22 protein-coding genes and 1 pseudogene are annotated in these 26,469 nt (G+C 70.0%); 4 read left to right on the top strand and 19 right to left on the bottom strand.

Translation table 11 applies throughout. The features are described 5' to 3' along the window. Window positions 1-314: 314 nt before the first annotated feature. The 12 genes from AC0B9F_RS11310 to AC0B9F_RS11255 all read right to left on the bottom strand — a co-directional run bounded on the left by AC0B9F_RS11310 (window position 315) and on the right by AC0B9F_RS11255 (window position 14,179). A complete protein-coding gene (locus AC0B9F_RS11310) occupies window positions 315-959 on the bottom strand; it encodes an ATP-binding protein (protein WP_472001178.1) in 645 nt (214 codons plus the stop codon). A 392-nt stretch (window positions 960-1,351) separates the two neighbouring features. Next, complete coding sequence (gene menC / locus AC0B9F_RS11305) at window positions 1,352-2,461, bottom strand: o-succinylbenzoate synthase (RefSeq protein ID WP_472001177.1); 1,110 nt, start codon at window positions 2,459-2,461, stop codon at window positions 1,352-1,354. Window positions 2,462-2,483: 22 nt separating this feature from the next. Further along, window positions 2,484-3,251, bottom strand: coding sequence for a GNAT family N-acetyltransferase (locus tag AC0B9F_RS11300; protein WP_472001176.1), 768 nt, complete (start codon window positions 3,249-3,251; stop codon window positions 2,484-2,486). Next, on the bottom strand, window positions 3,248-4,330 hold the full coding sequence (locus tag AC0B9F_RS11295) for a M20 family metallopeptidase (protein WP_472002115.1): 1,083 nt from the start codon (window positions 4,328-4,330) through the stop codon (window positions 3,248-3,250). Before AC0B9F_RS11295 ends, AC0B9F_RS11300 begins: the two co-directional genes overlap by 4 nt. Before the next feature lie 230 nt (window positions 4,331-4,560). Further along, complete coding sequence (locus tag AC0B9F_RS11290; protein ID WP_472001175.1) at window positions 4,561-5,583, bottom strand: dipeptidase; 1,023 nt, start codon at window positions 5,581-5,583, stop codon at window positions 4,561-4,563. 82 nt (window positions 5,584-5,665) lie between these two features. After that, window positions 5,666-6,358 (bottom strand): ABC transporter ATP-binding protein, encoded by a 693-nt coding sequence (locus AC0B9F_RS11285; RefSeq protein ID WP_472001173.1) that lies wholly within the window; start codon window positions 6,356-6,358, stop codon window positions 5,666-5,668. Continuing rightward, window positions 6,358-8,175: a dipeptide/oligopeptide/nickel ABC transporter permease/ATP-binding protein gene (locus AC0B9F_RS11280; protein ID WP_472001172.1), complete on the bottom strand. Its 1,818-nt coding sequence runs from the start codon at window positions 8,173-8,175 to the stop codon at window positions 6,358-6,360. The genes AC0B9F_RS11285 and AC0B9F_RS11280 overlap by 1 nt, the downstream gene beginning before the upstream one ends. Then, a complete protein-coding gene (locus AC0B9F_RS11275) occupies window positions 8,175-9,191 on the bottom strand; it encodes an ABC transporter permease (RefSeq protein WP_472001171.1) in 1,017 nt (338 codons plus the stop codon). The genes AC0B9F_RS11280 and AC0B9F_RS11275 overlap by 1 nt, the downstream gene beginning before the upstream one ends. Next, window positions 9,188-10,765 carry an ABC transporter substrate-binding protein gene (locus AC0B9F_RS11270; RefSeq protein ID WP_472001169.1) on the bottom strand — a complete coding sequence of 526 codons (1,578 nt, stop codon included), beginning with the start codon at window positions 10,763-10,765 and terminating at the stop codon, window positions 9,188-9,190. Before AC0B9F_RS11270 ends, AC0B9F_RS11275 begins: the two co-directional genes overlap by 4 nt. Window positions 10,766-10,992: 227 nt before the next feature. Then, window positions 10,993-11,901, bottom strand: a complete 909-nt coding sequence (locus AC0B9F_RS11265) for a serine hydrolase (protein WP_472001167.1) — start codon at window positions 11,899-11,901, stop codon at window positions 10,993-10,995. A gap of 9 nt (window positions 11,902-11,910) precedes the next feature. Further along, on the bottom strand, window positions 11,911-12,831 hold the full coding sequence (locus tag AC0B9F_RS11260) for a serine hydrolase (protein ID WP_472001166.1): 921 nt from the start codon (window positions 12,829-12,831) through the stop codon (window positions 11,911-11,913). Window positions 12,832-12,853: 22 nt separating this feature from the next. Continuing rightward, window positions 12,854-14,179, bottom strand: coding sequence for a serine hydrolase (locus tag AC0B9F_RS11255; RefSeq protein WP_472001164.1), 1,326 nt, complete (start codon window positions 14,177-14,179; stop codon window positions 12,854-12,856). Between the two features lie 170 nt (window positions 14,180-14,349). On the opposite strand from AC0B9F_RS11255, the gene AC0B9F_RS11250 reads away from it, so the two are divergent. Further along, the gene (locus tag AC0B9F_RS11250) at window positions 14,350-14,937 is read left to right on the top strand and encodes an isochorismatase family protein (RefSeq protein ID WP_472001163.1); all 588 of its coding nucleotides are present in this window, start codon (window positions 14,350-14,352) and stop codon (window positions 14,935-14,937) included. 5 nt (window positions 14,938-14,942) lie between these two features. Here AC0B9F_RS11250 and AC0B9F_RS11245 read toward each other — a convergent pair whose 3' ends face one another. Both AC0B9F_RS11245 and cuyB read right to left on the bottom strand, forming a co-directional pair. Beyond that, window positions 14,943-16,616 carry a PucR family transcriptional regulator gene (locus AC0B9F_RS11245; RefSeq protein WP_472002113.1) on the bottom strand — a complete coding sequence of 558 codons (1,674 nt, stop codon included), beginning with the start codon at window positions 16,614-16,616 and terminating at the stop codon, window positions 14,943-14,945. An 86-nt stretch (window positions 16,617-16,702) separates the two neighbouring features. Further along, entirely contained in the window at window positions 16,703-17,545 is an 843-nt protein-coding gene (gene cuyB / locus AC0B9F_RS11240) for a cysteate racemase (RefSeq protein ID WP_472001161.1), read from the bottom strand. 242 nt (window positions 17,546-17,787) lie between these two features. On the opposite strand from cuyB, the gene AC0B9F_RS11235 reads away from it, so the two are divergent. Next, window positions 17,788-19,137 (top strand): pyridoxal phosphate-dependent decarboxylase family protein, encoded by a 1,350-nt coding sequence (locus AC0B9F_RS11235; protein ID WP_472001159.1) that lies wholly within the window; start codon window positions 17,788-17,790, stop codon window positions 19,135-19,137. A 34-nt stretch (window positions 19,138-19,171) separates the two neighbouring features. Here the strand turns inward: AC0B9F_RS11235 and AC0B9F_RS11230 are convergent, their stop codons facing one another. Further along, window positions 19,172-20,344 carry an ABC transporter substrate-binding protein gene (locus AC0B9F_RS11230; protein ID WP_472001156.1) on the bottom strand — a complete coding sequence of 391 codons (1,173 nt, stop codon included), beginning with the start codon at window positions 20,342-20,344 and terminating at the stop codon, window positions 19,172-19,174. 556 nt (window positions 20,345-20,900) lie between these two features. Between AC0B9F_RS11230 and AC0B9F_RS11225 the strand changes: the two genes are divergently transcribed. Further along, the gene (locus AC0B9F_RS11225; RefSeq protein ID WP_472001154.1) at window positions 20,901-21,734 is read left to right on the top strand and encodes a PIG-L family deacetylase; all 834 of its coding nucleotides are present in this window, start codon (window positions 20,901-20,903) and stop codon (window positions 21,732-21,734) included. A 463-nt stretch (window positions 21,735-22,197) separates the two neighbouring features. Here AC0B9F_RS11225 and AC0B9F_RS11220 read toward each other — a convergent pair whose 3' ends face one another. The 3 genes and pseudogenes from AC0B9F_RS11220 to AC0B9F_RS11210 all read right to left on the bottom strand — a co-directional run. Then, on the bottom strand, window positions 22,198-22,770 hold the full coding sequence (locus tag AC0B9F_RS11220) for an antibiotic biosynthesis monooxygenase (RefSeq protein WP_472001152.1): 573 nt from the start codon (window positions 22,768-22,770) through the stop codon (window positions 22,198-22,200). Window positions 22,771-22,831: 61 nt separating this feature from the next. Then, window positions 22,832-23,029: a hypothetical protein gene (locus AC0B9F_RS11215; RefSeq protein ID WP_472001150.1), complete on the bottom strand. Its 198-nt coding sequence runs from the start codon at window positions 23,027-23,029 to the stop codon at window positions 22,832-22,834. Between the two features lie 229 nt (window positions 23,030-23,258). Then, window positions 23,259-23,893: pseudogene (locus AC0B9F_RS11210) on the bottom strand (helix-turn-helix transcriptional regulator); the annotation flags it as partial. A 402-nt stretch (window positions 23,894-24,295) separates the two neighbouring features. Between AC0B9F_RS11210 and AC0B9F_RS11205 the strand changes: the two are divergent. Further along, window positions 24,296-24,925, top strand: a complete 630-nt coding sequence (locus AC0B9F_RS11205) for a polysaccharide deacetylase family protein (protein ID WP_472001148.1) — start codon at window positions 24,296-24,298, stop codon at window positions 24,923-24,925. 62 nt (window positions 24,926-24,987) lie between these two features. Here the strand turns inward: AC0B9F_RS11205 and AC0B9F_RS11200 are convergent, their stop codons facing one another. Continuing rightward, complete coding sequence (locus tag AC0B9F_RS11200) at window positions 24,988-26,331, bottom strand: serine hydrolase domain-containing protein (protein ID WP_472001146.1); 1,344 nt, start codon at window positions 26,329-26,331, stop codon at window positions 24,988-24,990. Window positions 26,332-26,469: the final 138 nt, after the last annotated feature.

Below are 26,469 nucleotides of genomic sequence, written 5' to 3'. Positions count from 1 at the left end.
GCGGAGCGCGGCTCGCGCCCCGCTCACGCCGGCCGCGCGGGAGGAACGGTCACGTGGCAGGGGCGCCGCGGCGGCTTCCAGGGCCGCGCCGGCCTGCCGGTGAAGCTTTGATAGCCGGCCTGCGGGTGAAGCTCTGATCAGGGAAGGCCGAATCGGCGATCTTGGACGGTTTGCCGGTTCCAGACGGACTGTCTCGGTGGTGGGGGAGTCCGTCGCATTCCCACGATCAGCAGACCGGACATCCGGATACGGTCCAGCAGACCGAACAGAAGCGCTTCATCGATGACGTCACCGAAGAGCCCCCGCTCTCGAAGCTACCGGCTGCGCCGCTCCGCCTTCGCGGGCTCGGCCGCCACGGCCGGGCGGGCGTCCGGGCAGTCGCGTGTCGGCAGTATGAACCAGACGGTCTTGCCCCGGTTGTGGCGGCGGACGCCCCACGTGCTGGCGAGCGCGTCCAGCAGCGGCAGCCCCCGGCCGGACTCGGCCGGTTCCTCGACGGAAGTTTCCGGCGTCCGGCCGCCCCGCGGGGACGCGGCCCCACTCCCGACCGGCTCGGGACCTGCCGGAACCCCGCCCTCTCCCGCACCGCAGCCGGCGCGCCCGGGTCCCCAGCCCGGGTCCTGGTCCTCGACCTCGCACACCACCAGGCCCCACCGCAGCCGGGCGGTGACCAGCAACCGGCAGGTTTCCCGGGCGTGCAGAACGGCATTGCCGACCAGCTCGCTCAGCAGCAGGACCGCAGACTCCGCGCTGTCCTCGGACACCGCCCACCCCGCCATGACGGCCCGCAGCCAGCAGCGGGTGTCACGGACGTTCTCCGGGCGGCAGGCCAGCAGCATGCGCGCCTGCCGCGCGCTCCAGGAGCGGGGGCCGTCACCGGGGCTGCCGCCCGATGCCGCGCCGGCCGCGGCGGGGAGGGACGGGGCTGTGATGGGCGAGGCGGTGCTGGAAGTGAACATCAGATGGAACCTTCTACGGAGCCGCAGTCGTGGAGGACAGGGCAAGGGCGCCTGCCCGCCGCTGGGATGGGTGGTCCGGGTGAGTGCAGGCAGGCAGTGCATGGTCGACCTGCACTCACCCGGACCTGCCCTTGTCGACGTGAGCTTCACGCGTGGCGGCCGGTGCAGTGCAGGAACGGGACCAACGCGCCGGGACGGTGCTGCACCTGTACCGGGCCGCCTGGTCGGGGTGGTTCCAGTGTGGAGAGCCGATGGCCGTTGTTCTTCGTGGCCCGGTCCGAATGCGAGGAAGTGGATTCGTCACCCGCGATGAGATGAGCAGGACGCACGTCTTCACCCTCCCGGGCCGCCCCGGGCCGATCGGGCCCGGGGCATCCCGGCCGCCGGTCCGCTTACAGCGCTATCCATTCGCTTGAGGTGGTGACCTCGTCCAGTACGTCCGGCAGCGGCTCCGTGCCCAGGCCGGGGCCGGTGGGGACGTCGAGGTGGCCGTCGGAGAGGACGAACGGTTCGGTGATGTCGGTGGCGAAGTAGCGGTGTGAGCCGGAGGTGTCGCCGGGGAGGGTGAAGCCGGGCAGTGCGGCGAGGGCGACGTTGGCGGCGCGGCCGATGCCGGTCTCCAGCATGCCGCCGCACCAGACGGGAATGCCGTGGGCGCGGGCGATGTCGTGGATGCGGCGGGCTTCGAGGTAGCCGCCGACCCGGGCCGGCTTGATGTTGATGACGGAGCAGGCGCCCAGGGAGATGGCCGCGGCGGCGTGGGCGGCGGATTCGATGGATTCGTCCAGGCAGATCGGGGTGCGCAGCAGCTTGGCGAGCTGGGCGTGCTGGACCATGTCGTCGTTGGCCAGGGGCTGTTCGATCAGCAGAAGGCCGAAGTCGTCGAGTTTGGCGAGGTGCTGGGCGTCGACGAGGGTGTAGGCGGCGTTGGCGTCGACCTGGAGCAGCAGGTCGTCCCCGAAGCGTTCGCGTACGGCGCGTACCGGCTCGACGTCCCAGCCGGGCTCGATCTTCAGCTTGATCCGGACATAGCCCTCAGCGATGTATCCCTCGACAGCATTGAGGAGCTCGGGGATCGAGTCCATGATGCCGACCGAGACGCCGCAGGGCACCCGGTCCCGGTCGGCCCCCAGGTAGGAGCCGAAGGATTCGCCGGTACTGCGGAGCTGGGCGTCGAGCACCGCTGTCTCCAGCGCGGACTTCGCCATGTGGTGGCCGGTAAAGGGCTCCAGGAGCCGTCCCACCTGATGTGCGTCCACCCCGTCCTTCGGCAGGGCGGGGATGAGGAACTTGCGCAGGACGTCCTGGGCGCCGTCGACGTACTCGGAGCAGTAGCGGGGTTCGGACATCGCCGCGCACTCGGCCCAGCCTTCACCGTCGGAGGTGACCACGTGGACCAGCAGTACATCGCGGCTGGTCTCCACGCCGAAGGACGTGCGGAACGGGGTGACGAGCGGCATCGCGATGCGGCGCAGCTCGACGTCGGAGATCTTCGTCTTCATGAGGTGGCTCCTTCGCAGAGTGTCAGGAAAGGGCTGTGGTGCGCTGGACCACGTAACGGCGGCGGTCGTGGAAGCCGATGACGCGGGCGCCTTCGGTGAGCAGGCCGCCCAGGGTCTGTCGCAGCGCCAGCCGCCAGGCCCGCGCGGCACCGGGGTCGGTGCGGCGCAGGGCCTCGATGTCGTCGGGGAGGTCGATGAGGACGGTCTCGGCGTCGGTCGCCGCCGTCACCGGGCGGCCGTCGTGGTCGCGCAGACCATGTGCGGCGCCGCCGGGCAGGTCGAACAGCTCGGGCGGGGGAGGCGCGGTGAGGTCCCAGGCGGTCAGGACCCGGTCGGAGTCGTCACCGCCGTTGATGGCGTCGTCCATCGCGCCGTAGAAGGAGACCAGGTACTCCTCGGGGCGGGCGCCGAGTTTGACCAGGTTGAAGTAGGCGTTGCGGCGGATGAGCGGGTCGTAGGTCCAGGTGATGCGCTTCAGCCCGCGATCGAGCGCCCACTGCCGCTGGTGCAGCTTGAGGGCGAGGCCCACGCCCCGTCCCATGACGGCGCCGGTGATGTGGGAGTGGAGGCTGGCGCCCAGGGGGTCGCCGAAGAACGCGACGGACGCACCTACGAGCCGGCTGTCCTCGTATGCTCCGGCGACGTAATTGCCCGCGTGGGCGAGCGCTCGCATGATCTCGGCGGAGATGGGTCCGTTGCCGGGTTCGGTCCCCCAGATGTCGGCGTAGAGGAGGGCGACGGTGTCGAAGTCCTCCATGGTGTGCAGTTCACGGATGGCGGGTCCGTTCATCGCAGTGCTCCGACGAGGTGGGCCAGGAGCCGGGCGCGGGCCGGCATGGTGGCGGTGAGGACGTGTTCGTGGTCGGCGTGCGCGCCGTCACCGACCGCACCGAGGCCGTCGAGCGTGGGACAGCCTGCCCCGGCGGTGTAGTTGCCGTCGGAGGCTCCGCCCACGGCTGCCTGCCGCAGCGGGCCGAGGCCGAGCCGCTCAGCCTGCTCGGTGGCCAGGGCGAAGAGCTTCTCGGAGGCGGCGGCGTCCAGGGGCGGCCGGTTGGGGCCGCCGTCGATCTGCAGGCGGGCGCCGGGCGTTTGCGGCTGCAGGGCCCTGATGAGCTGGTCGACCGCTTCTTGCGCTGCGGCGTTGGGCACGCGGACGTCCACGTTCAAGTCGGCCCGTGCGGGCACCGTGTTGCTCGAGGTGCCGGCCGACATCAGCGTGGGAGTGATAGTCGTCCCGGGGCCGGTGGACACGGTGACGGTGTCGGCAACGGCCTGCAGCGCGAGGACCTGGTGGGCGATGTCGACGGCCGCGTTGACGCCCTTCTCCGGTTCCAGCCCGGAGTGGGCGGCGCGGCCGTGGACGGTGATGTCGTACAGGGACACGCCCTTGCGGCTGGTCTTCAGGGCTCCGCCGGGCGCCGAGGGCTCCAGGACGAACGTGGCCGAGCACTGGCGTGCGATGTCCTCGATGAGCGTGCGCGAGGTGGCCGAGCCGGTCTCCTCGTCACCGGTGACGAGGACGCACAGGCCGTCGAGGGAGGGCAGCGAGGCCAGGGCGTGGAACATCTGCACCAGGCCGGCCTTCATGTCGAAGACGCCGGGGCCGCGGGCGATGCCCTGCTCCACCGACCAGGGGTGGGGGGTGAGGGAGCCGATCGGCCAGACGGTGTCGTGATGGCCCAGCAGCAGGAGGCGCGGGGTGCCGAAGGTCCACTGGACGTGGGTGACGCCCTCGATGTCCAGGATGCGGGGCGGGGTACCGAGCAGGCGGTGGCCCTGCGCGGCGACCACGTGGGCGCTGCGGGCGACGGCCGCGTAGTCGGCGGAGAAGGACTCGCATGTCACGAGTTCTTCGAGGTCTGTGAGCATGGCGTCGAGGGTCGCCTGGTCCGCTGGTGCGGAGAGGGGTTCGTGGTCGTGCGGCACGAGTGTGGCCTCCAGGGTGGGATGACCGCCACGCTAGGCACGCACGTAGCGGCCGAGTTGGTGGCACAGTGACAACATGAGCGGCTGATTCGTGCCGCGGACCCAATGCCGGAGTACGACGGTGCCCGGCAGGTCGTTCGACCTGCCGGGCACCGTCTCGGCTGGGTGGGCGGTCAGCCCATGTGCTGGGTCATGAGCCGTCGGGTGTTGCCGCCGAGGATCTTCAGGATGTCGTCCTCGGGCAGGCCACGACGGATCAGTGCCTCGGTGACCAGGGGCATGCCGGCCGGGCCTTCGAGGCCGGGGAACTCGAAGAGCGGGTCCTCGTCGTCGAGGTTCTCGCAGCAGGGCGGGGTGACGTCCTGCATGACCTCGCGGACGAAGTCCGACCCGAGGCCGATGTGGTCGATCCCGGCGACCGAGATGACGTGTTCGATGTGGTCGACGATCCGCTCGACGCTCACCTTCGCCTGGTCGTCGGTGAGGAAGTCCGGTACGAAGTTCACGCAGACCACGCCGCCGGTGTCGGCCACACCGCGGATCTGGTCGTCGGTGAGGTTGCGGTGGTGATCGCGCAGGGCGCGGGCGCAGGAGTGGGTGGCGATCAGCGGCCGGGTGGCGAGTTCGAGGACGTGGGCGACACCGCTTGCCCCCAGATGGGAGATGTCGAAGAGGATGCCCAGCCGTTCCATCTCCCGCAGAGCCTGGATGCCGGGTGCGGTCAGCCGGCTGCCGGTGGCGTCCTCCCGGCTGCCGTCGGCGAGCGGAGTGCGGCCCCAGTGGGCGATGGAGGCGATCCGCACGCCCAGCCGGAACAGGGTGGAGAACAGTTCGACGGAGGCGTCGACGCCGGGGGCGCTCTCCAGCGCGAGAACGAGGGCGATCCTGTCCTCGGCGAGCGCGGCGTCGATGTCGCCGCCGTTGACGCACAGGGTGACCTGGTCGGCGTTGGCCTCGGCCAGGACATGGGCGCATTCGATCATGCGGAGGGTCTGCCGCAGCGCCCCCTCGGGGCGGTACTGGTCGTCGATGAACACCGGCAGGACCTGGATGCCGATGCCGCCCTCGCGCAGTTGGGGCAGCCAGCGTTCCCGGAAGAAGCTGCCCCAGCGCTGCGGGGGCCGGGAGGCGACGGCCATGAGGAGGTCGTTGTGGGCGTCGGCGACGACGGCTCGGCGATGCAGGTCCAAGGACACGGCAGGGCCCTTTCACAGGGGAGGGGGCAGTGGTGGCCCGGCGGCCGTCCACGTGACGGGCCGCCGGGCCGGGCAGGGAAGGTCAGGCGTGGGTCAGGCGCGGAACAGCCTCCAGCAGGGCGCGGGTGTACTCGTGCCGGGGGGTGGCGATCACGTACTCGACGGGGCCGTTCTCCACCAGTTGCCCGTGGCGCATGACGGCTACGGTGTCGCACACGTAGCGCACGACGGCGAGGTTGTGCGAGATGAACAGCATGGTCAGGCCGAGCTCGGCGCGCAGGTCGCGGATGAGGTTGAGCACGGCGCCCTGGACCGAGACGTCGAGCGCGGAGGTGATCTCGTCGGCGACGAGTACCTCCGGCCGGGCGGCGAGCGCGCGGGCGATGGCGACGCGTTGACGCTGCCCGCCGGAGAGCTCGCGTGGGTACTTGGACGTGTATGTGCCCGGCAGCGACACCATGTCCAGGAGCCGTTCGACCTCGGCCGGCTGCTGGGTCCGCGGTACGCGGGTGCCCTCCCCGATGGCGTCGCCGATGCTCATACGCGGGTTGAGTGAGGAGTACGGGTCCTGGAACACCATCTGCACCCGGCCGCGTTCGACGCCGGAGATCGTGCCCTGGTAGCGCGTCAGGCCGGCCACGGCACGAGCGAGGGTGGACTTGCCCGAGCCGGATTCCCCGACGAGCCCGCACACGGACCCCTGGGGCACCTGAAGGCTGACACTTTGCACGGCGGTGAAGGAGCCGAAGCGGACGGTGAGGTCGTCGATGTTCATCATGCCTCCCAGCACGCCACCGCGTGCCCGTTGACGGTGGTGGCGAGTTCGGGGCGGTTCGTCCGGCAGCGGGCGGTGGCCAGCGGGCAGCGGTCGGTGAACGCGCAGCCGGCGCCGACATCGGCCGGTGAGGGCTGCCGCCCGGGGATGGTGGTGAGCGGGCGGGAGCGGTCGGTGTCCATGTCCGGCAACGAGCCGATCAGTGCCCGGGTGTAGGGGTGCCGGGCGGTGTGCAGGGCGTCGGCTGCCAGTTCCTCGACGATGCGGCCGGCGTACATCACGGCGATGCGGTCGCACAGTTCGCTGACGACGGCGATGTCGTGGGAGATGAACAGGGCGCCGGCCTGGCTGTCGTCGACGACCTCCCGCAGCACCTTGATCACTTCTCGCTGAACGGTGACGTCCAGAGCGGTGGTCGGCTCGTCGGCGATGATCAGCCGGGGCGTGCCCATCAGGCCCATCGCGATGACGGCGCGCTGGCGCATACCGCCGGACAGTTCGTGCGGGAACTGGCGAACGACCTGCGCCGGCTCCTTGATGTGCACCCGGCGCAGCCGTTCCACCGCACGGGCCCGCGCCTCGGTGCGGGTGGCGCCGTCGTGCAGGGTGGCGACCTCGGCGAGCTGGCCACCCACCCGCAGAGCGGGGTTGAGGGAGGAGGTGGGGTCCTGGAAGACCATCGCGAGCGACGAGCCGAGCAACTTGCGTCGCTCTGCGCCGGTCAAGCCGTCCAGGTCCACGCCGCACAGCCGGGTGCGTGCGCTGCCGGCCAGGCCCGGGTAGGGCACGATCTGTCCGATGGCGGCGGCCGTCATGCTCTTGCCGCTGCCCGATTCGCCGACCAGGCCGACGATCTCGCCCGGGTGCACGGTCAGCGAGACCTGGCGTACGGGGGTGATGCCGCCGGGGAAGGAGACGGTCAGGTCGCGGACTTCGAGCACGGCGTCCCGCACGGGGATGCCCTGGGCCCTGGTGACGGCGGGGTCGACGGGCTCGCCGACCGGGTCGCTGGTGGTCGCGGCGGCCTTGGCGAAGGTGTCGCCCAGCAGCATGAACCCGAGCCCGGCGAGGGCGACCGCGGTGGCGGGAGCCACCACGACCGAGGGGGTGACGTAGACGTGCCCGAAGGCTTCGTTCAGCAGCCGTCCCCAGTCGTAGGACGGTGCCTGTACGCCCATGCCCAGGAAGGACATCGCGGACAGGCCCAGCAGTGCGGCGCCCATGGACTGCGCGGTGTTGAGGATGAGCGGTTCGGCGATGTTGGGCAGCAGGTGCCGGGTGAGGATCCGCCGACGCGGGACCTGCAGCATGCGGGCGGCCGCGATGTAGTCGGAGCCCGCGATGGACGCGGTCAGGGTGTGGGTGAGCCGGGCGAAGGTCGGGGCGAGCGCCACTCCGATGCCCAGGACGGCACCTTGCGCGCCGAGCCCGGAGACGACCGCGGTGAACATCGCCAGCAGGAGGGCGGGGAAGGCGACGAGGATGTCGACAGCGGCGACGACCGCCTGGCCGGCTCTGCGGGGCAGCAGGGAGGGCAGGGCCCCGAGCAGGACTCCGCACACGGTGCCGATCAGGGTGGCGAGGAAGGCGAGGCCCAGGGTGAGCCGGGCGGCGACCAGGGTGCGGGCGAGCAGATCCCGGCCGAGGGCGTCCGTGCCGAGCAGGTGCGCTCCGGAAGCCCCCTGGTTGATCTGCTGGGGCGCGATCCGTGCGGCGGCGTCGCCCCAGATCGGCGGGCCGATGACGGCGAGCAGGATCATGACGGCGACCAGGCCGGCGCCGAGCAGGCCGGTGGGGTTTCTCAGCAGGCGGCGCATCAGCCCTCCTGGCGGGTCGAGGCGGACAGGGAGGACTTGGGGTCGAGGAGTCCGAGGAGGACGTCGACGAGGAAGTTGATGACGAGGACCAGCGCGCCGTAGACGAGGATCATGGCCTGGGCCACGGGATAGTCCTTCTGCGTGATGGCCTCGACCGTGCGCTGTCCCAGTCCCGGCCAGGCGAAGACGTTCTCCACCAGCACGCTGCCGGTGATCAGCCCGCCGAGCAGCAGGCCGCCCATGGTCAGGGTCGCGGTGAGGGTGTTGGGCAGCAGATGCACCGCGTACAGACGCCGGGCCGGCAGCCGTTTGGCCTGGGCCAGGCGCATGTAGTCGGTGTCGAGTTCACGCAGGGTCTCCACGCGTGCCAGGCGGGCGATCATCGCGGCCGGGGCGATCGCCAGGGCGGTGACGGGCAGGACGTAGGAGGCGGGGCCGGTCAGTCCGGCCGGCGGGAGCAGGCCCAGGCCCAGCGCGAACACAAGGAGCAGCGCGAGACCGTAGAGGTATTCGGGGATGGCGACAGCGGCCCCGGTGAGGGTGGTGAAGGCCGTCTCCGTGCCGCGGCGGCGTCCCTTGTGCGTGCGGACGGCGGACCACATGCCCAGCGGGATCGCCACGGCGAGCGCGACGAGCGTGGCGAGCACCGCGAGCGCCAGGGTGTTGGGCAGGCCCTGGGCGATGATGTCGCTCACCGGCTGGGAGGAGAAGAACGACGTCCCCAGATCGCCGCTGAGGACATGCTGGACGTAGTGCCCGAACTGGGTCGGCAGCGAGTCGTCGAGACCGAGTTCCATGCGGCGGGCGTCGACCAGTTCCTTCGGAGCCGTCGGGCCGAGCATCTGCCGCAGCGGATCACCGGGAATCAAATGGATCATCGCGAACGACGCCACGACCAGCACGGCGAGTGAGACGGCCAGCCGCAGCACATGGCGGGCGAAGAACATGGGGGTCAGCCGACGGGTCCGCCGTCGCCGCTCGGAAGCCTGCGCGGCCGGTTCGTGCAAGGTGGTCATGACTCGGCTCCCGTCATCCGGATCGACGTCGGGTCGAAGAGCCCGGCCGTGATGCGGAAGGTGGCGTCATACGCTGCGGTGGTGAGGGTCTTGTCGACGACCGGGATGAGATCTCCGCTGTCGAACAGGGCGCTCTCCGACCGCGCCCACTCGGCGCAGCCCGAGGTGCCCGGGAGCTTGCTCGCCGCGGCGGTGAGGTCCTCGTACTTCTTGTTGGTGAGGTGGGCGAAGTTGCCGCCGTCGGGGGTGAAGGGGCCGGAGAGCGCGCCGAGCAGCTGGGTGGGCAGGGTGACGCCGAGCGGCGCCCAGTCCACGTCCCAGTCCTGGGTGACCGCTTCCACCTCGCCGTAGGCGGCGTCCGACAGGGCGCGCAGCCGGACGTCGACGCCGGCCTTCTTCCAGGCGTCGGCCAGGTACTCGGCCGCGGCCGCCATGGTCTCCCCGGCGGACGTGCCGTAGATCATCCGGATGGTGAGCTTCTTGCCGTCCTTGCTGCGGATGCCGTTGCCGGAGCGGTGCCAGCCGGCCGCGTCGAGGGCTGCTTCGGCCGCGTGCGGGTCGAATGCGGGCAGGTGTCCGGTGACGGTGTCGCCGGGGCAGGGACGCGGCTGCATGACCAGCCCGGTGGGTCGTTGTCCGGTTCCGGCGGTGGCGATCGCCCCGAGGTCGTGCAGATTGACCGCCTGCAGCAGGGCCTTGCGGACGGCCGGGTCGTGGCCGGGGTGCCCGTTGCCTTGGTGGAAGAAGAACTCCTGTGTGCCGTTGGGCTCGGCCGTGGTCGTGATACCGGGGACGTCGGTCACCCGGGCCCGGTCCGGGCCGGAGAACTGGGCGGCGTTCAGCTGGTGGGAGAGCAGCAGGTTGGCCGCGGTCGACTCGCTGCCGACGACCTTCAGCACGACCGAGCCGGGCATGGCCGGGTCGGATGCCGTGGCCCCGCCCGGCCCCCAGGCGTAGTCCTTGCGGCGGGTGAAGGTGTAACTCTGGTTCGGCCGGGCGGAGGTGAGCTGGAAGGGGCCCGAGCCGGAGGTGCCGTTCTTCAGCAGGGAGCGGTCCTTCAGCCCGGCGCCGCAGACCGTGAAGAGGTAGCGGGTGCTCTGCAGGATGAACGCGAACGGCTTGGGCGTCGACAACGTCACGGTGCCGGCGGCGTCGTCCGCTTTCGCGGTCAGCCCCTCGGGAACCACGACGCCGTACGCGGGGGACTTGGTGGCCGGGTCGGTGAGGTGGGCGACGTTGGCGGCGATCGTGTCGGCGGTGACCGGGCTGCCGTCCGCGCAGGTGACTCCGCGGCGCAGGGTGAAGGTGACCGAGGAGGGCTTGACCGCCCACTTCTCTGCCAGGCCCGAGACGATGCGGCCGTCGGGGCCGACGTTCACCAGCGTGTCGTAGGCCAGCGACAGCGCGGTGTAGGTGGTGGTGTTCTGCACCAGGGCCGGATCGAGCACTCCGGGATCGCTCTTGATCGCGAAGCTGAAGGCGTCACCACCGGCCGACCCGGCCTGGCCGCTGCCGCAGCCGGCGGCCAGCAGCGACGCCGCGAGACAGGCGGCAACCGCTCGGGCTTTCTTCATAGGGAGCTCCTTGGGGCGGAAAGGTGGCCCCACATTCGCGACTGCTGGCCGGAAATGATTCAGACGGGACGACAAAGTGCAGGGTGCGGTTTCGGAGCGCCGCCCCAAGAGAGGGTCTCGGTGGGGTGCCGCCGATGCGGTCGAAGCAGTGCCCGGGCATGCCGACGCCCCGGACCGCGCTCGCGGTCCGGGGCAGGCAGGGGTACGGCTCATGACGTGCTCGACGGTCAGGATCGCAGGTGGTCGATGACGGCGCGGGCGGCCTGGCCGATGGCTCGGTCCGCGCGTGGCTGCCGGTCGAGGGGGGTCGAGGTCCGCAGGAACACGCCCACCGCGTACCGCTTGCCGTCGGGATACTCGATGACGCCTGCCTCATTGCGGACGGTGAAATCCGTGCCCGTCTTGCCCGCGAGGCGCACGCCGCTGTCGGGAAATCCGGAGACGAGGCGGTGCTGCCACACCTGCTGGCTCATGATGCTCCGGACCTCGGCACAGGCGTGCGCCGGGCCCGCTTCGTCCCGCCAGATGGCGGCCAGCAGCGCGGTCACCTCCCGCGGTGTGCTGGACGGACTGCGCTCCGGGTCGCCGGCACCGAGGGCCATCAGCCGCTCATCGGGAACGCCGCCGAGCTGGTCGTCGATCGAGCGGTCGGGGTCGAGCCCGAGTTCACGGCGGATGTCCTCGTCCAGGGCGCGGCAGGAGGACACACCGAATCCTTCGCATCCGAGGCCGTCCAGCATCGTGCGCACCCGGTCGAGTCCGACGATGTCCAAGAGCAGGTCGGTCGCGGCGTTGTCGCTGATCGTCATCATCATGAATGCCAGGTCGCGGGCGCTCATCTCGACGTCGTGGGCGCATCCGTCGGTGCCGCTGCCGCCCGCTCGATAGGCCGCCGTCACCGTGTGCCGTGCGGCCCGGTCCAGGTGACCCTCGGCCGCCTGGCGGGCGTACTCCAGGCAGATGGGGATCTTGAACACCGAGGCGAGGACGACCCGGGAATCGGCGCCGTAACCGAATTCGGCGCCCGTGTCGATGTCACGGGCGTGGACGAAGCCCTCGGCCTCCGCTTGCGTGAAGATGTACGAGAGCTTGGTGCGTACCTGCTCGTCGCCGGTCGCCGGGGCGGCTGTGGACATGTGGTCTCCTCACAGGGTGGTGTGGGGCCGGAAGCGGCGCAAGTGGTCGACCGCGGCGCGTGCCGCGCGTCCGATGGCGGCGTCGGCGGCGGGGTCGCGGCCGACGAGTGCACGGGTGCGCAGGAAGACCGCCACGGCGTAGCGGCCACCGTCGGGGTACTCGGCCACGCCGGCTTCATTGAGGACACCCCACAGGGCGCCGTTCTTCGCCGCGACCCTGACGTCGGCGTCGAAGCCGGCGATGAGGCGGTGGGTGGACAGTTGCCGGCTCATCAGCTCACGCACTTCCGCGCAGGCCGCAGCGGGCCCGGCCCGGTCGCGCCAGATGGCGGTGAGAAGGGAGGTGATCTCGCGCGGGGTGCTGGAGGCGGAACGGGTCGGGTCGAGCATCGTCAGATCGCGGATGCGTTCCTCGCCGACCTTCGCCAGCTGGGCGTCGATGTCGCCGTCCGGGTCCAGGCCCAGTTCTTCCCAGACGGGATCCCACAGGTCGCGGTAGCGGCCCACGGGCAGGCGGGGGCAGCCGAGTTCGGCGGCGAGGGCACGGACATGGCCGGTGCCGAGGATCTCCATGAGTTTGTCGGTGGCCGCGTTGTCGCTCATGGACAGCATGAAGAACGCGAGGTCACGGGTGCTCATCGTGACGTCGTGCAGACAGCTGTCGGTGCCTATGCCGCCCCCCTCACGGTTGGCGGCGGTGATCGTGTGCCGTGCCGCCCGGTCGAGCCGTCCGGCGGCTGCCTGACGGGCGTAGGCGAGCGCGATCGGGATCTTGCGGATCGACGCCACGATGACTGGGGCGTCGGCGCGGAAGGCGACCTCGCGATCGGTGTCGACGTCGCGGGCGTGGAGGAAGCCGTCGACGCCCGCCTCGTCGAAGATCGCCTGGAGGGCGGCTGCCGGGTCTTCGTCGGCGGAGAGTGGTTCCATGGGGCTCCGATCGGGGTCCGCTTCAGCGGACCTTGGGGGTGGCACGGCCGCTGTAGTGCAGGTAGCAACGGCCGTCGGGGCGGTACTCGAACACCACGGCGTCCCACATCGCCTCACTGTCGGTGCGGCCGACGAAGGTGGTGGCGTCCACAGCGGTGAGCTCCAGGGTCCGCGGCTGGGCGAGGCCCACGAGCATGCCTGTCGGTTCCGTACGCAGCCGGAGCCGGTCGTCGTGGGACGTCACCTCGATCCTGCTGCCCGCACGTTCGTAGACGCCGGTGAAAGCGTCGACGTCCGCCTCGACGGGCTCGGCCGGCGGTGCGAGCGGCTCCGGCACGCTCAGGCCGTGCAGTTCACGCAGAAGCTCGCCGACCAGGCGGTGCTGGAACTCGGCGCTGTGGCCTCCGTTGATCAGCACGGTGATGACCGTCCCCAGCTCGGGCAGGACCCACAGGGCAGCGTGCTGGCCGATGGTGTCCCCGGTGTGGGAGACCACCTGGTGCCCGTCCCACTCGTCCAGGCTCCAGCCGATGCCCCACTGCCGCCCGCCGGCATGGGGGTTGGGCAGGTCGACCTGGGCCTGCCGCATCACCGCCGGGTCGGCGAGGAGGACACCGGGCATGAGGTGGGCGCGGCCGAAGGCGACCACGTCCGCGGCCCGGGCACAGATCAGACCCGCGGGTCCGATCGAGCGGGGCAGCCCCCACGTCGACACCACGGCGCCGTGCTCGTCGTGGCCGACGGCGGCACTGAACCGGAGAACGTCCTCCGGCAGCGTCCAGGTGTGCGTCAGTCCCAGACGTGCGCAGATCTGCTCGCGCACCGCCTGGTCCCAGGTCCGGCCGGTGAGCTTTTCGATCACGCGGCCCGCGATGACGAAGCCGGAGTTGCAGTACGAGTGCGAGTCTCCGGCCGGGAACGTCTGCTCGAGGCCGGCGCATGCCTCCACATACCGCTGGAGGCAGTCGTCGCCGCGGCCGGTGTCCAGGAACAGGTCGCCGTCGATGCCCGAGGTGTGGGTGAGGAGACGGCGCGGTGTGATGGCGGCGGTGGCCCGCGGGTCACCCACCTGGAACTCGGGTAGTACCTCACTCACCGGCGTGTCCAGCGTGGCGTGTCCTTGCTCGATCAGGAGCATGAGCTGGGTCGCGGTCCAGACCTTGGTGATCGACCCGATCTGGAACAGCGAGTCGGTGAGCACCGGGGCACCGGTCGCCGTGTTCAGGACGCCGGTGGCGCACGCGTGCGTCTCCCCGTCGTGCCAGAACGCCAGGCTCGCACCTGGCACCTTCGACTCGGCGGCCAGCTCTGCGAGGCGGTTCGCCCAGTGCTCCATGTCGGCCTTCACACGCGTCTCCGGGTGGCTCGATTGACTTGGTCACAGCGTAGGCACGGCCGGCCCCCGCTTTCTTGGTCCCAGGGGACGAACCGGCAGGTCACGGCTTGGATGTGCGGACGACTCGAAGAGGCGGCGGGTTTTCTAGGGTGGCTTGACCCTGCAGCCAAGAGGAGACCGAAATGCCGCTGATCGACCGTGACGACTCCGCGCTGGTGATCATCGATGTGCAGAGCAACTTCTACCCGCCGCGCCGGCTCGACATCGACCGGCAGCGGTTCCACGAGATGGTGCAGCGCATCGTCTGGATCACGTCGGTGGCCGACCGCCTGAGCATTCCGGTCGTGGTGACCGAGGAGGCCCCCGAGGACAGCGGCCACACCGTGCCGGAGATCCGCGACGCGCTCCCGGCCAAGGCGGTCACTCTGCCCAAGAACGCCTTCTCCGTGTGGGACAACCCCGATATCGCCGCCGCCATCGAGGCCACCGGCCGCACCACCATGGTCCTGGTCGGTATCGAGACCGACATCTGCGTCGCCCACTCGGCGATCCAGCTGCACCACGCGGGCAAGCGAGTCGTGGTCGTGGACGACGCCGCCTACTCGCCGGGCCAGGCACACGATCGGGGACTGCAGCGCCTGGCCGGCCGAGGCATCGAGACGCTGTCCGCCAAGGAGCTCTTCTACGACTGGGTGCGCACCATCGAGGCCGCGAACGCCTTCCACGACACGCACCGCGACCTGCCGCTCCCGCCGGGGGTGCGCCTGTGAACCGCTCAGCCGGCTGAACCCATGGGGTCCGTTCCTTCGGTGCGGGCCCCACCGCCGTCGGCCGTGCCCATCAGGCGCAGCTGTACCATCGCGGCGAACCTCGCCGACGGATCCTGCAAGTCGATCTGCCCCACCTCGGCGACCCGGCGGATCCGGTAGCGGAAGGTGTTGGGGTGGACGAACACGCTCGCCGAGGCGGCGATCACGTCACCGAAGGCGTCCAGCCACGCCCGGAGCGTTTCGACGAGGTGCGCGTTGTGCTTGGCGTCGTAGGCCGCCAGCCGGGCCAGCGGTCCGGACAGCTCGTCGCGGTTGGCGATCGCCAGATCCCGCATCTCGAGCAGGAGAGCGTCGACGTACACGTCGGAGATGGAAGCCACACGCTGAGAAGTCTGGCCGCTGGAGAGTACGCGCAGGGCGCGGCCCGCATTGGTGCGTGAGCGCGGCAGAGCGGCCGGTTCCTGGGCCACCGATCCGATGCCGATGACGGCGCTCGTCCGCTCACCGGTGCGCTGGAGGAAGTTCGACGCCACCTGAACGGCGCGTTCTCGAGCATGTGCTGTATCGCCCGCAACGGGGAACAGCGCGTAGGCCACGTCTCCCAGCAGGGCCACAGCGGAACGCGGCTGCACCGCGCTGAGATGCACGGCCAGAGCACCGGCCAGACGCTGCCGCTCCGCGGTGACGTGCGCGTGGTCCTCGCCCTGGTCCGGTGCCAGGCCCATGGCCATGACCAGCGTGGGTTCGTCGACCAGTCCCAGACGGCCGAGTGCCTCGACAGCGCCCGCGCCGCCCTCCAACGCCGTCGTCACGAGTTCGGCACGCAGCCGGTTCTCCGCGTCGGTGCCCGCCCGGAAGCGCAGCATGTGCAGGGCGACGAGCTTGGCCGCCTCGAGGAACGCCGCCTCCCGCTCCGGGGTGAGGGGCCTGCGCAGCGCCGCCCACACCGATCCGAGGAACTCGTCACCGGCACGCACGGCGACTGCGACCCTCGGCAGCGCCACAGCGTCACCGACCGTCGGCGCGGGGACGTGCACGAGACCGTCACTGCGGTACAGCTCTCGGAAGACGCCGTGTTCCTCATGGATGCGCAGGTAACGCTCCGGCACCTGCCGGGCCAGGATGCTCTCGACGCGCGCGGCATCGGCTTCGTCCTGCCGGCCGGAGAAGGCGAGGACCTTGGAGCGACGGTCCTCGATGGTGACGGGGGCGTCGAGCAGGGTGGCGATCGCGTTCGCCAGCGCGAACAGGTCACCGGACGGCACTCCGCCGAGCGTGTGGGCTTCGGCTTCGCCGATGTCCCCTTCGGACAGCAGGGTGCGCAGCATCGCCGCCAGCTGGGCCCAGGAAGCGCCGCGGGTCAGGGCCAGCAGAGCCACGCCGGTCTCGGCCACCACTTCTCCGAGCCCGTCCGCGTCCTCGACCGGCCCCCTCACCACCAGTGCAGCGGCCTGAAGTCCCTGGAGACTGCGCAGCAGCTCGGCGATGTCCTTGGCGCCGTGAAGGCCGACGCCGAGCACGATCGCGTGCGGCGGATAGAACTGCTCGTCATGCGGATCATGGATGCCGACGCCGCCGATCTCCCCTGCCCTTTCCACATCACCGTGGAGCAGGTCCAGAAGGGTGGAGCCGAAGTCGTCCAGCACCCGGCTGAGGCTCCTGGCGGGGTGCATCGACATGTGCCTGATCATCTCCGCAGGATAGGAACGTCGAGGCCCCTGCGGCTTCGTGTCGTACTACGAGGATATGCCCACGGCTCCGTGCCTCATAACGAACGCCGCTCGGTGGATTTCCAGAGCCGGGCAAGAACGGCGTCCACCAAGGCGTCGGTCGAATCGACCAACGGCAAGACCTGACCGGCGGCGCCGCTGATCAGCGGGATCTCCGTGCATGCGGCGATCGCCACCTGCGCGCCCTGTCCCTTGAGGTGCTCGGTGGCGGTGGCGATCCAGCACTCGGCTTCTTCCAGGGCGGTACCCGCCTTCACCGCGCGGATGGCCCTGTCGACCTGTTCGTGCTGAACGATGGACGGGACGCGTATCACCTCGATACCCAGTGCGGCCCCGGCGCGCTCGTAGAGCCCTGCCGCACGTGTGCCGCGCGTCGACAGGACGCCCACCCTCTCCACGCCGGGGGTCTTGTCCGCCGCGGCCTGCAGCGCCGCCTGGATCATGTCGACCACCTCGACGCCCGTGGCCTTCGAGACGTGCTCGAGATAGGCGTGGGCGGTATTACAGGGAACGGCGATACAGGTGGCCCCGGCTCGCTGAAGCCAGCGGGCGCCCTCCACGAGTGCCGGCACGGGGGAGGGGCCTTCCCCCAGGAGTGCCGCGGTCCGGTCCGGAACGGTCGGGTCGGCCCACATGAGGACAGGCAGATGCCCCTGGTCGGAACCGGCCGGGGTGCGCGCGACGAGCCGGCGATAGAAGTCCGCGGTGGCCATCGGCCCCATGCCGCCGAGGACGCCAAGGGTGGCCTTCCGGGACTTCGACGGGAAGGACGGGTGATCGGTCACGGACAGCCTCTCAAATTCCGGGATGACCCCTTGAGCCTGGTCCTCGGCCACGCACGGCACGTCGTCAGGCAGTCCGAATTCGCCGGCGCGCATTCGTGCCTACGTCCCAGTCGGGCGCCGGCTCCGTATCGGCACAGACCAGGCTGCTGCACCAGGACAGTGACTTGGGCCGCCCGACGAAGCCGGCAGCTCAAAGCTGTGCACGCCACCCAACCGACCGGTCTCCCCTCCGGATTGACTGAACGTGCCACTGGTGTCCGGCACCGCTCCGGGACCGGTGAACGCCTTGCACTCCCGGCGCACGCCCCCGAATTCCCCGAATGCGAAAGTCCCCCATGCACACGCACGACCCTGCCCTGACAGAACTGGTCCTCACGCACGTGCGCGAGCGTCTCTCGACCGAACGCCCCGCCCTCAATCACCCTGGCCAGCACGACAAGATCGAACACGCACTGTCAGGGCTCATCAGCGCCGAGGGAAACGACCCGGAGGACGTCCTGCGCCTGTACGCCGAGCACCTCGCACCGGCGGCCATCGCCTGCGCCAGCCCGCGGTTCCTGTCCTTCATCCCAGCGGCCCCCACCCAAGCAGCGGTCCTGTTCGACATGCTCGTCTCCTGCGCGTCGATCCAGGGCGTGTCCTGGCAGTTGGCCGCCGGCCCGATCGCCGCGGAGAACCAGGTGCTACGACTGATCGCAGATCTGGCCGGAATGCCGGAGCACGCGGGCGGCTGCTTCGTCTCCGGCGGCTCAGCCGGGAACCTGTCCGCACTCGTGACCGCCCGCGACACAGCGCGCCGCAACCGCGGCTTCGGCGCCAACGCACCCGTCAGGATCGCCCTGTCGGACCAGGCCCACTCCTCCGTACACAACACGCTGCGCATCATCGGCGTCGACCCCTTCCTCGTGCCCACAAGGGATCACCGCCTCACAGGGGACGACCTCCAGGCCGCGCTGCGCGCCGATCCCGACCCCGCCGGCGTCATCGGCGTGGTTGCGACCGCCGGCACGACCAATGCCGGCATCATCGACGACCTCGACGGAATCGCCCACGTCGCCCGCGCCTTCGACCTGTGGTTCCACGTCGACGCCGCTTACGGTGGCGCCGGCCTGCTCGCCCCCAGCGTCCGCCACCGCTACCAAGGGATCGAGCACGCCGATTCCCTGGTCATCGACCCGCACAAGTGGCTCTTCGCCCCGTTCGACTGTGCCGCCCTCCTCTACCGAAACCCCGCACTGGCCAAGGCAGCCCATGCGCAGCACGCGTCGTACCTGGACGCTCTCCACAGCGGGGGCGAGGCGGAATGGAACCCGTCGGACTACGCCTACCACCTGTCCCGCCGGGCTCGGGGCCTGCCGCTGTGGTTCTCTCTCGCCGTGCATGGCACACAGGCATACACACGCGCCATCGAAGGCGCGCTCAGCCTCGCCGCCGACGCTGCCGCACTCATCCGCAACGCTCCCCACCTCGAACTGCTCCGCGACCCCGAACTCTCCGTCGTACTTTTCCACCGCACCGGCTGGACACCCGACGCATACAAGGCGTGGTCGGAGCGGCTGCTCGCCGACCAGACCGGATTCGTCGCGCCAACCGGCTGGCAAGGACAGACCGTTTGCCGGTTCGCCTTCCTCCACCCGGCAACGTCGCTCGACATGGTCACGGAGATCCTCGACACCATGGCCTGAGCAGAGAGCGGATTTCTGCGGATGAGTGATGGGGTCACCTGGAGCCACCCGTCATGCGGATCGTGGTCGGGGAGAACATTCCCGAGGAGATCCGGAAGGTGGCGCCGTAGGCGGCCACGGTCTGGGTCTTGTCCACGACCGGGACCAGGTCGGCGTTGTCGAACAGGGCAGTCTCGGCCTTGTTCCACAGCGGGCAGCCGGCCGTACCCGGAAGGGTGGCGGCCTTCGCCGTGAGGCGGTTGTAGGCCGTGTTCCTGAGGTGGGCGAAGTTGTTGCCGTCGGGAGTGAAGGGACCCGAGACCAGACGGGTCAGCTGCGAGGGCAGGGTGACCCCGAGCGGGGCCCAGTTCTGCTCGACGTCCTCGACCTGCAAGTAGGCGGCGTCGGAGACGGCACGCAGCCGTACATCCACACCAACGGGTTTCCAGGCGTCCGCCAGGTACTCGGCTGCGGCAGCCATTGTCTCGCCCCCGGAGGACGAGTAGATGAAGCGGATCGTCAGCTTCCTTCCGTCCTTGACCCGGATCGCACCCGGCGAGGGCTGGGTCCAGCCGGCGGCGTCGAGCTGCTGGGCGGCCGCTTGGGGGTCGTAGGCGGGCAGGTGGCCGGTGACGGTGTCGCCGGGGCAGGGCCTGGGCTGGGTGACCAGCCCGGTGGGCGGCTGTCCGGTACGGCTTGTCACCACCGCGCCCAGGTCGGCCAGGTCAACGGCCGCGAGGAGGGCCTTGCGCACGGCAGGGTCGCTGCCCGGGTGGCCGGGGCCCTCGTGGAAGAAGAACTCGTGGGTGCCGTTCTGCTGATCGCCGGCGGTCAGGCCCGTCGCGTTCGTTACCCGCGCCCGGTCCGGGCCCGCCAGCACGGCGCCGTTGAGCTGGTGGGAGAGCAACGCGTTGACCATGGTGCCCTCGTTGGGCAGGACCTGAAGCACGACCTTGCCGGGTCGGTCCGCGGCGGGAACCCCTGCTGGGCCCCACGTGTAGTTCCTGCGTCGGGTGTAGGTGTAGCCCTGGTTCGGCTTGGCCGAGGTGAGCTGGAACGGTCCGGAGCGGCCAGGGATACGGCGGTGTAGCTGGTGCTGGTCTGCGCCTGTGCGGGGTCGAGCAGGCCGGAGTCGGCCTTGATCGCGAAAAGGAAGGAGTCTGCGCCCTCGGTGCCGGCTGAGGTGGTGGCGCAGCCGGAGGCCAGGAGTGATGACACGGCTATGCACGCCGCGGCCACTCTGGTTCTACGCATCACAGGCTCCAGAGATCGGGAAAGTGCCCCACAGTGGCCCCTGGGCGGGCAGGAACATTCAGCGAGAACGACGAAACGGCGTCCGCTGATTGGTGGTTCAGCCCCAACTCAGGGGAGAGGTGGCACGTTTGACGCACGGCCCTCCCGCCTCCGGCGGGCTTTTTCGTAGCCTGAGATGATCTGCAAGCCTGATGAGACGCTGTTCGCGGCCGTCGTCTACATGCTGGCCGTGGGCACCGCGTCTCCGCTCCCCGGGCCGGGGCAGCGAGCCGGCGCTTTCACGAAGACCGAGGCTCAGGGGTGTTTTCGGTGTGCGGCGGGAACAGCTGGTCCGGCCGATGCTGTTGCACTGGCCAAGAGACCGGTGCCATGGAGGAGGAGAACGCAGAGACCAACACGCCGTCTCGACGTGCTCCCGAGCCCTCGGGTCTGTGCTATGCCCGGTCGTCTGACAACTGATATCGACGCGTGACCGCTCATACGTCCGCCGCGGACTCTGGCCGCGGCGTTTTCAACAGGAGGACTGCCGCATGAATGACCGGCCCTTGACACTCATGGCTGTACACGCCCACCCCGACGACGAGGCCACGGGAACAGGGGGTGTCCTCGCGCGGTACGCGGCGGAGGGCATTCGCACGGTCCTCGTGACATGTACCGACGGCGGTTGCGGAGACGGACCCGGAGGGCTCAAGCCGGGTGATCCCGGGCACGATCCGGCGACCGTCGCGTTGATGCGGCGTCAAGAACTCGAGGCGTCTTGCAACATCCTGAAGGTCAGTCATCTGGAGACGCTGGACTACGCCGACTCCGGAATGATGGGCTGGCCGACCAATGACGCCCCCGGCTCCTTCTGGCAGACACCCGTGGAGGAGGGCGCTGCCCGACTCGCGGAACTCTTGCGGCGCTACCAGCCCGATGTGGTCGTCACCTATGACGAGAACGGCTTCTACGGCCACCCTGACCATATTCAGGCGAACCGCGTCACGATGGCGGCGCTGGAGATGACCGCGCTGACACCGAAGGTGTACTGGACGACGGCGCCCCGCTCGATGATGCAGCGGTTCGGGGAGGTCATGCGCGAGTTCGGTGCGGTCGGGCAGGAACCGGATCCCGCTGAGGCCGCCGCGATGGCGGAGATCGGACTCCCCGACGAGGAGGTCACCACCTGGGTGGACACCACCGCGTTCGGCGGCCAGAAGTTCGACGCGCTGGCCGCGCACGCCAGCCAGGGCGAGAACATCTTCTTCCTCAGGATGGGCCAGGAGAGGTTCACTGAGTTGATGGGCGTCGAGACCTTCGTACGCGTCCGGGACACCACCGGCACGGCGGTCCCCGAGAACGACCTCTTCGCCGGACTGCGCTGATCTGACCGTCGTCCGGGAGAACGGCCCGGTGCGGGTGATTGTCGTGATGGCGCCGGTCAACGGGGGACACCGGGCGGCACAGCCCCGCACATCCGGCCGCGTTCGGATCGGTGAGCTGGTTGTATGGGCCGGGGAGCGCACCATCTGCGCGGCGCCGCTCCCCGTCGCCCGGCCCCTTGGACCGGTCCGGCTGCTGGACCAGCTGCGGATACGACTCCAGCGTCGCCCGAGGCATGCCCGTCCGTCGGCCGTAGGCGGCGATCAGCATGGGCCGCCATGGTCATCGTGTCCGTAGCCCGGACCAGCGTCATCCGCTTCCAGATGTGTGCCTGAGCGGGCCCGGTGTATCCCACCAGCTCATGACAGTGTAGTTCTCGACCGCGTTGCAGACCATCTGGCGGATCGCCCGCCGTCCAGCTGGCAGGCGGGGGGGGGCGTCACGGCCTCGCGCGCGCCGACGATGTTACGAGGCGAGCCAGCCGCGCAGGAGTCTGCTCACGGCCGGCATCGAAACGTACGTCATGAGCACGTTGAAGACGCAGGCCATGATCGCGCTGCTCAGGAGGAGGGGGAGCGCGGTCAGGTGGGGCACGAGGAAAAGGCCGCCGAAGACGGAGATCGGGTAGATGGCCAAGGTTGCGCTGATCGCCATCTTCCACCGGGGCGGCGCGGGCCGGGTGGAGCCCGGCTTGGCGAACCATGTCTCCATGCCGGTCAGTTTCCGCCGGGCGATCTCGGTGTGGTGGTGTCCGTCGCAATCGGCGAACCAGGCCGCGCGCTCGGGCGACTCCTGCCAAGTGCGACAGGCCTCGGCATCCCGGAATCGGTGGACGAGGAACCAGGGAGCGTCGCCGCCGGAGGAGCGGAAGAGACCGTATCCGAGGTGGCCGGGGAATGTCGCCGCGGTGTCGAGGATGCCCCTGGCCCACTGTTCGAATGCGGCTTCGTAGCCGGGGTCCACCCGGCGGGCTATCAGGAGGGTCACCTCGCCGGTGTCGGCGGGGACGGCGGCGTGCTCAAGGCTGATCGCGGTCAAGACAGACTCCTCGTGATCTCGCCGCGCCCGGCCACACTCTACGCGTCGTGCGGGGTGGACGTCAGTACCCGAGCGCGTCGAGCCAATCCAGGGCCTCGGGGGTCACGAGGTGGGTTATTGCCCGAAACCTCCCGGTTTTTCTCGACGGGCTTGGCTTCGTACGGCCGGACCGGCACGATTCCATCCCAAAGGCCCCGACGTCGATGAGCGCCTGCTCGACGACGACCGAGGGGACCTGGCCGACGTGGGCGTCGTCCATCTTGGTGGTGGTCGGGGTGGCTGGAGCGTACGGCCCTCGCCTCGGGGGTTGACGGGCCCGTTCCGACCGCCAGATTTCAGGCATCCCCCGCCGAACTCAGGCGGCCTCAACCAGATCGAGGCCCAGTATCTGGGGCGCGGTGCAGTTGCGGAGGCTCTGCATCAGTACGAGAGCTTCTTCAGAAAACAAGCCGATACCTGAATCTGCCGTGGGATGACTGCCCCTGCTGCGACCCGACGGACGCCCGGGACGCGTCTGTGATGCGATCGAGTCGGAAGGTTCGGTCCTCGCCGGTCCGGGTGTCGTTGCCCGTGACGTACCACCGGCCCGAGTGGCGACGATCCCGATGCGTGCAATATGCGTTCGCTGGCCCGCCCGTCGCGGTCGGTGTAGCGGATGCAGACCGGTCGGTGGTTTCGCACCGCTTCGGCGATGGTGAGCAGAGCTCCAGCGTCCGGGGTGTCGAGCTCACCGGGCTGGTCCGTGAAGGAGGGAGTCTCCACGACTGTGTCGAGTCGGCGGGCGCTGTGCTGGGGCAGCACCCGCCGGATCTTCGCCGCAGCCGTCTCGTTTGCCGTGTGCGGGGCGGTCGGCAGCCCTGCTCGGCGGGCGGCGGGCGGCGGGCGGCGAGCAGGCCGAGCAGCACCGCCAGTGCTTCGTCGTCGCTGACCCTGAGCGGAGGCAAGCGGTATCCGGGGGTGAGCCGGTATCCGCCGTAGCGGCCGCGCACCGATTCCAGGGCACATCCAGGTCGATCAGGCGGTCCACATACCGGCGCAGGGTGCGTCCCTCGACGCCGAGCCGCTCGGCGAGTGCAGATGCTCGAAGACCCGCCGTCGAAGTGCTCACCTCTGTCCCCACCAAAGCCGAGGCGGCTGGCCGCGATCCGGAGTACCAGCAAGTCCTGCACCGTGCGACCGCAACCAACCTCGCCCATTGATCCTCTTTACGTACAGTCGGGTCGCTCTTCCCGACGGGATCAGGTGCGGCACGGCAGCACGGCGTTGTGGGGAGACCGGCAGAGTGAAGCTGTACAACAAGTGGGGCAGGCTCTACGGAGCGTTGGCATGTGCGGTTGTGGTGGCCCTGGCTGCGGGTGGGTGCGATGCGGGCGGTGGCACCGGAGTTGGCTCGGCCCCCGCACCGGCGACGCCCGCCGCCACCGGCGGTACGACCGCCGCCGCGCGTGCCGCCGAGGCTACGCTCTGGCGCAAGTGGGGCCTGACGCCGTTGCCCTTGGCCCCGCAGCCTCCTGCCGACAAGCCCGTGAAGCTCTCCGCCTCCGGTACGGTTCCGGTCCTCACGCACATACCGACGTCACAGAAGGTCGTCTTCATCACCATCGATGACGGGCAGGAGAAGGATCCCAAGTTCGTCGAGATGATGCGGGACCTGAGGGTCCCGTTCACGATGTTCCTGATGAACGACGTCATCAAGTCCGACTACGGGTACTTCAAGCAGTTGCAGGCGCTGGGCAACCACGTTCAGAACCACACCCTGCACCACCCGCCCATGAACACGGTTCCGCCGGCCCGCCAGAAGGAGGAGGTGTGCGGCGACCAGAAGATCCTCACCCGCGAGTACGGCACCGCACCGCTGCTGTTCCGGCCCCCCTACGGCGCGTACAACGCCAACACCAAGAGGGCGGTGGCGGAGTGCGGGCCCAGGGCGATCGTCTGGTGGCGGGAGTCCATGCAGATCCACAACATGGCGTACCAGGACCCGGACAAGAAGCTGCATCCAGGGGACATCATCCTGGCCCACTTCCGCGGTCCCTCGGAGCTCAAGGGCACCACGATGACGCAGATGTTCGCCGACCTGCTCAAGCACATCCAGGAGCAGGGCTTTGCCGTGGCTCGTCTGGAGGACTACATCCAGCCCCCGACGGGACACTGACCGGCTGACAGGACTGCAGGGCTGACGGGCCGCTGCCGACGGGCATACGCTCTCCCTTTCCCTCAGCTCTTCGCCGGGACCAGCGGGCCGAAAGTCGCCGCTGCGATGCGCTGGATCAGGGCCATCTCCGTGCCGTTGAGGTTCGTCGGGTCGACCGAGTAGACGATCTTCCGGGAGAGGTCCTTGGTGGCGAACACGCCGCTGGTCCAGCCGGGGCGGGAGCCCGTCTTGCCCCAGACCACGACGCCGTTGGACGCCGTGACCCGCATCAGGCCCATGGTCATGCAGGCCCGGCCGGCGTCGGCCGCCGTGCGGCACTGGCTGCTGTGACTGCTGGGGACGTCGGGGACCTCGAAGAGCTTGGCCTGCTGGGCCTGCGGGAGCAGACGGCCGCGGAAGAGCGCGGTGACGAAGCGGTCGAGGTCGGCGGGTGTGGAGATCATGCCGCCCTCGGCCCATGGCCAGGGGCTCTGCTCGGTGACGTCCACCTGACGTGTGGTGCCGTCCGGGGACTGGACCGTCAGATAGCCGTGGGAGTGCGGTCCGGGCAGGCGCGGGTCGTCGGCGTCGGGAACGTAGGTGTCGCGCAGGCCGAGCGGGCGCGTGATCCGGGTACGCACCTCGTCGGCGAAGGTATGGCCGGTGACCCTCTCGATCAGCACGCCGGCGACGTAGTAGTTCATGCCGTTGTACTGCTGGGCCGTGCCCGGCGCGAACTGCATCGGCTGACCGGCCAACGTGTCGATCACCTGTCGCGGCGTGAAGCTCTTCAGGCGGTTGGCGGCGAACCACTCGGGGCTGCCGTCGCCGAACTCCGGGTTCGATCCGCCGCGCGGCAGGCCACTGGTGTGGTTGAGCAGCTGGCCCACGGTGACGGGCGGCAGACCGGCGGGCAGGACGCCCGGCAGGTACTGCTGGACGGGCTGGTCCAGGTCGATCCGGTGCTCGGCGGCGAGCTGGAGGACGATCGTGGCGGTGAAGACCTTGGAGATGCTGCCGATCCGGATGAACGCGTTGGGCGGGACGCCCTGTCCGGTCTCCAGGTCGCCGACACCTGATGTGCCCGACCAGTGGCCTGCTCGGCCGGTGATCCGCAGCAGCGCGCCGGTGACGTCCTCGTCGGGCAGGCCGGCGAGGGCTGCCCGCAGTGCGGCCGGGTTCAGACGCGGCAACTGCGCCGTGGCGGCCGCCGGCCCCGAGGCCATCGCCGGCCCCGACGCCATCGCCGGCCGCGATACGGCGAGTGCGGGCGCGGCCACGCCCGCAGCCAGCGTCATGATCAGGGTGCCGCATGCGGCAAGGGTGATCCAACGGGTGCGACGGGCGGAACTGTTCACGTCGGTGGCCTCCGGGTGCGTGGTGGTCGGACGGGTGATCACCCGCCCGGCGATGAGTCTCCGCCGCACAGCCGCTCCGGCTCATCGGGGAACGGCCCTGATCAAACCCTGGTCCGACCCCGAGAGCGCGGCGTCGAAACATCAGGGGGCCGGGCGATGGATGGGTTGGGATCTGGCCGTCCTCGGTCTGGCGGTGGACGACGTCGT

This window comes from Streptomyces sp. NPDC097129 (assembly GCF_055668065.1).
Note: the sequence above shows the minus strand (reverse complement) of the source record. Positions and strands in the feature narration are given on the sequence as shown.

Excerpts from the sequence above, each read along its gene's own strand:
- AC0B9F_RS11310 (WP_472001178.1), bottom strand. The coding sequence starts at position 959 with ATGTTCACTTCCAGCACCGCCTCGCCCATCACAGCCCCGTCCCTCCCC.
- menC (WP_472001177.1), bottom strand. The coding sequence starts at position 2,461 with ATGAAGACGAAGATCTCCGACGTCGAGCTGCGCCGCATCGCGATGCCG.
- AC0B9F_RS11300 (WP_472001176.1), bottom strand. The coding sequence starts at position 3,251 with ATGAACGGACCCGCCATCCGTGAACTGCACACCATGGAGGACTTCGAC.
- AC0B9F_RS11295 (WP_472002115.1), bottom strand. The coding sequence starts at position 4,330 with ATGCTCACAGACCTCGAAGAACTCGTGACATGCGAGTCCTTCTCCGCC.
- AC0B9F_RS11285 (WP_472001173.1), bottom strand. The coding sequence starts at position 6,358 with ATGAACATCGACGACCTCACCGTCCGCTTCGGCTCCTTCACCGCCGTG.
- AC0B9F_RS11280 (WP_472001172.1), bottom strand. The coding sequence starts at position 8,175 with ATGCGCCGCCTGCTGAGAAACCCCACCGGCCTGCTCGGCGCCGGCCTG.
- AC0B9F_RS11275 (WP_472001171.1), bottom strand. The coding sequence starts at position 9,191 with ATGACCACCTTGCACGAACCGGCCGCGCAGGCTTCCGAGCGGCGACGG.
- AC0B9F_RS11270 (WP_472001169.1), bottom strand. The coding sequence starts at position 10,765 with ATGAAGAAAGCCCGAGCGGTTGCCGCCTGTCTCGCGGCGTCGCTGCTG.
- AC0B9F_RS11265 (WP_472001167.1), bottom strand. The coding sequence starts at position 11,901 with ATGTCCACAGCCGCCCCGGCGACCGGCGACGAGCAGGTACGCACCAAG.
- AC0B9F_RS11260 (WP_472001166.1), bottom strand. The coding sequence starts at position 12,831 with ATGGAACCACTCTCCGCCGACGAAGACCCGGCAGCCGCCCTCCAGGCG.
- AC0B9F_RS11250 (WP_472001163.1), top strand. The coding sequence starts at position 14,350 with ATGCCGCTGATCGACCGTGACGACTCCGCGCTGGTGATCATCGATGTG.
- AC0B9F_RS11245 (WP_472002113.1), bottom strand. The coding sequence starts at position 16,616 with ATGTCGATGCACCCCGCCAGGAGCCTCAGCCGGGTGCTGGACGACTTC.
- cuyB (WP_472001161.1), bottom strand. The coding sequence starts at position 17,545 with ATGCGCGCCGGCGAATTCGGACTGCCTGACGACGTGCCGTGCGTGGCC.
- AC0B9F_RS11235 (WP_472001159.1), top strand. The coding sequence starts at position 17,788 with ATGCACACGCACGACCCTGCCCTGACAGAACTGGTCCTCACGCACGTG.
- AC0B9F_RS11225 (WP_472001154.1), top strand. The coding sequence starts at position 20,901 with ATGAATGACCGGCCCTTGACACTCATGGCTGTACACGCCCACCCCGAC.
- AC0B9F_RS11215 (WP_472001150.1), bottom strand. The coding sequence starts at position 23,029 with ATGGACGACGCCCACGTCGGCCAGGTCCCCTCGGTCGTCGTCGAGCAG.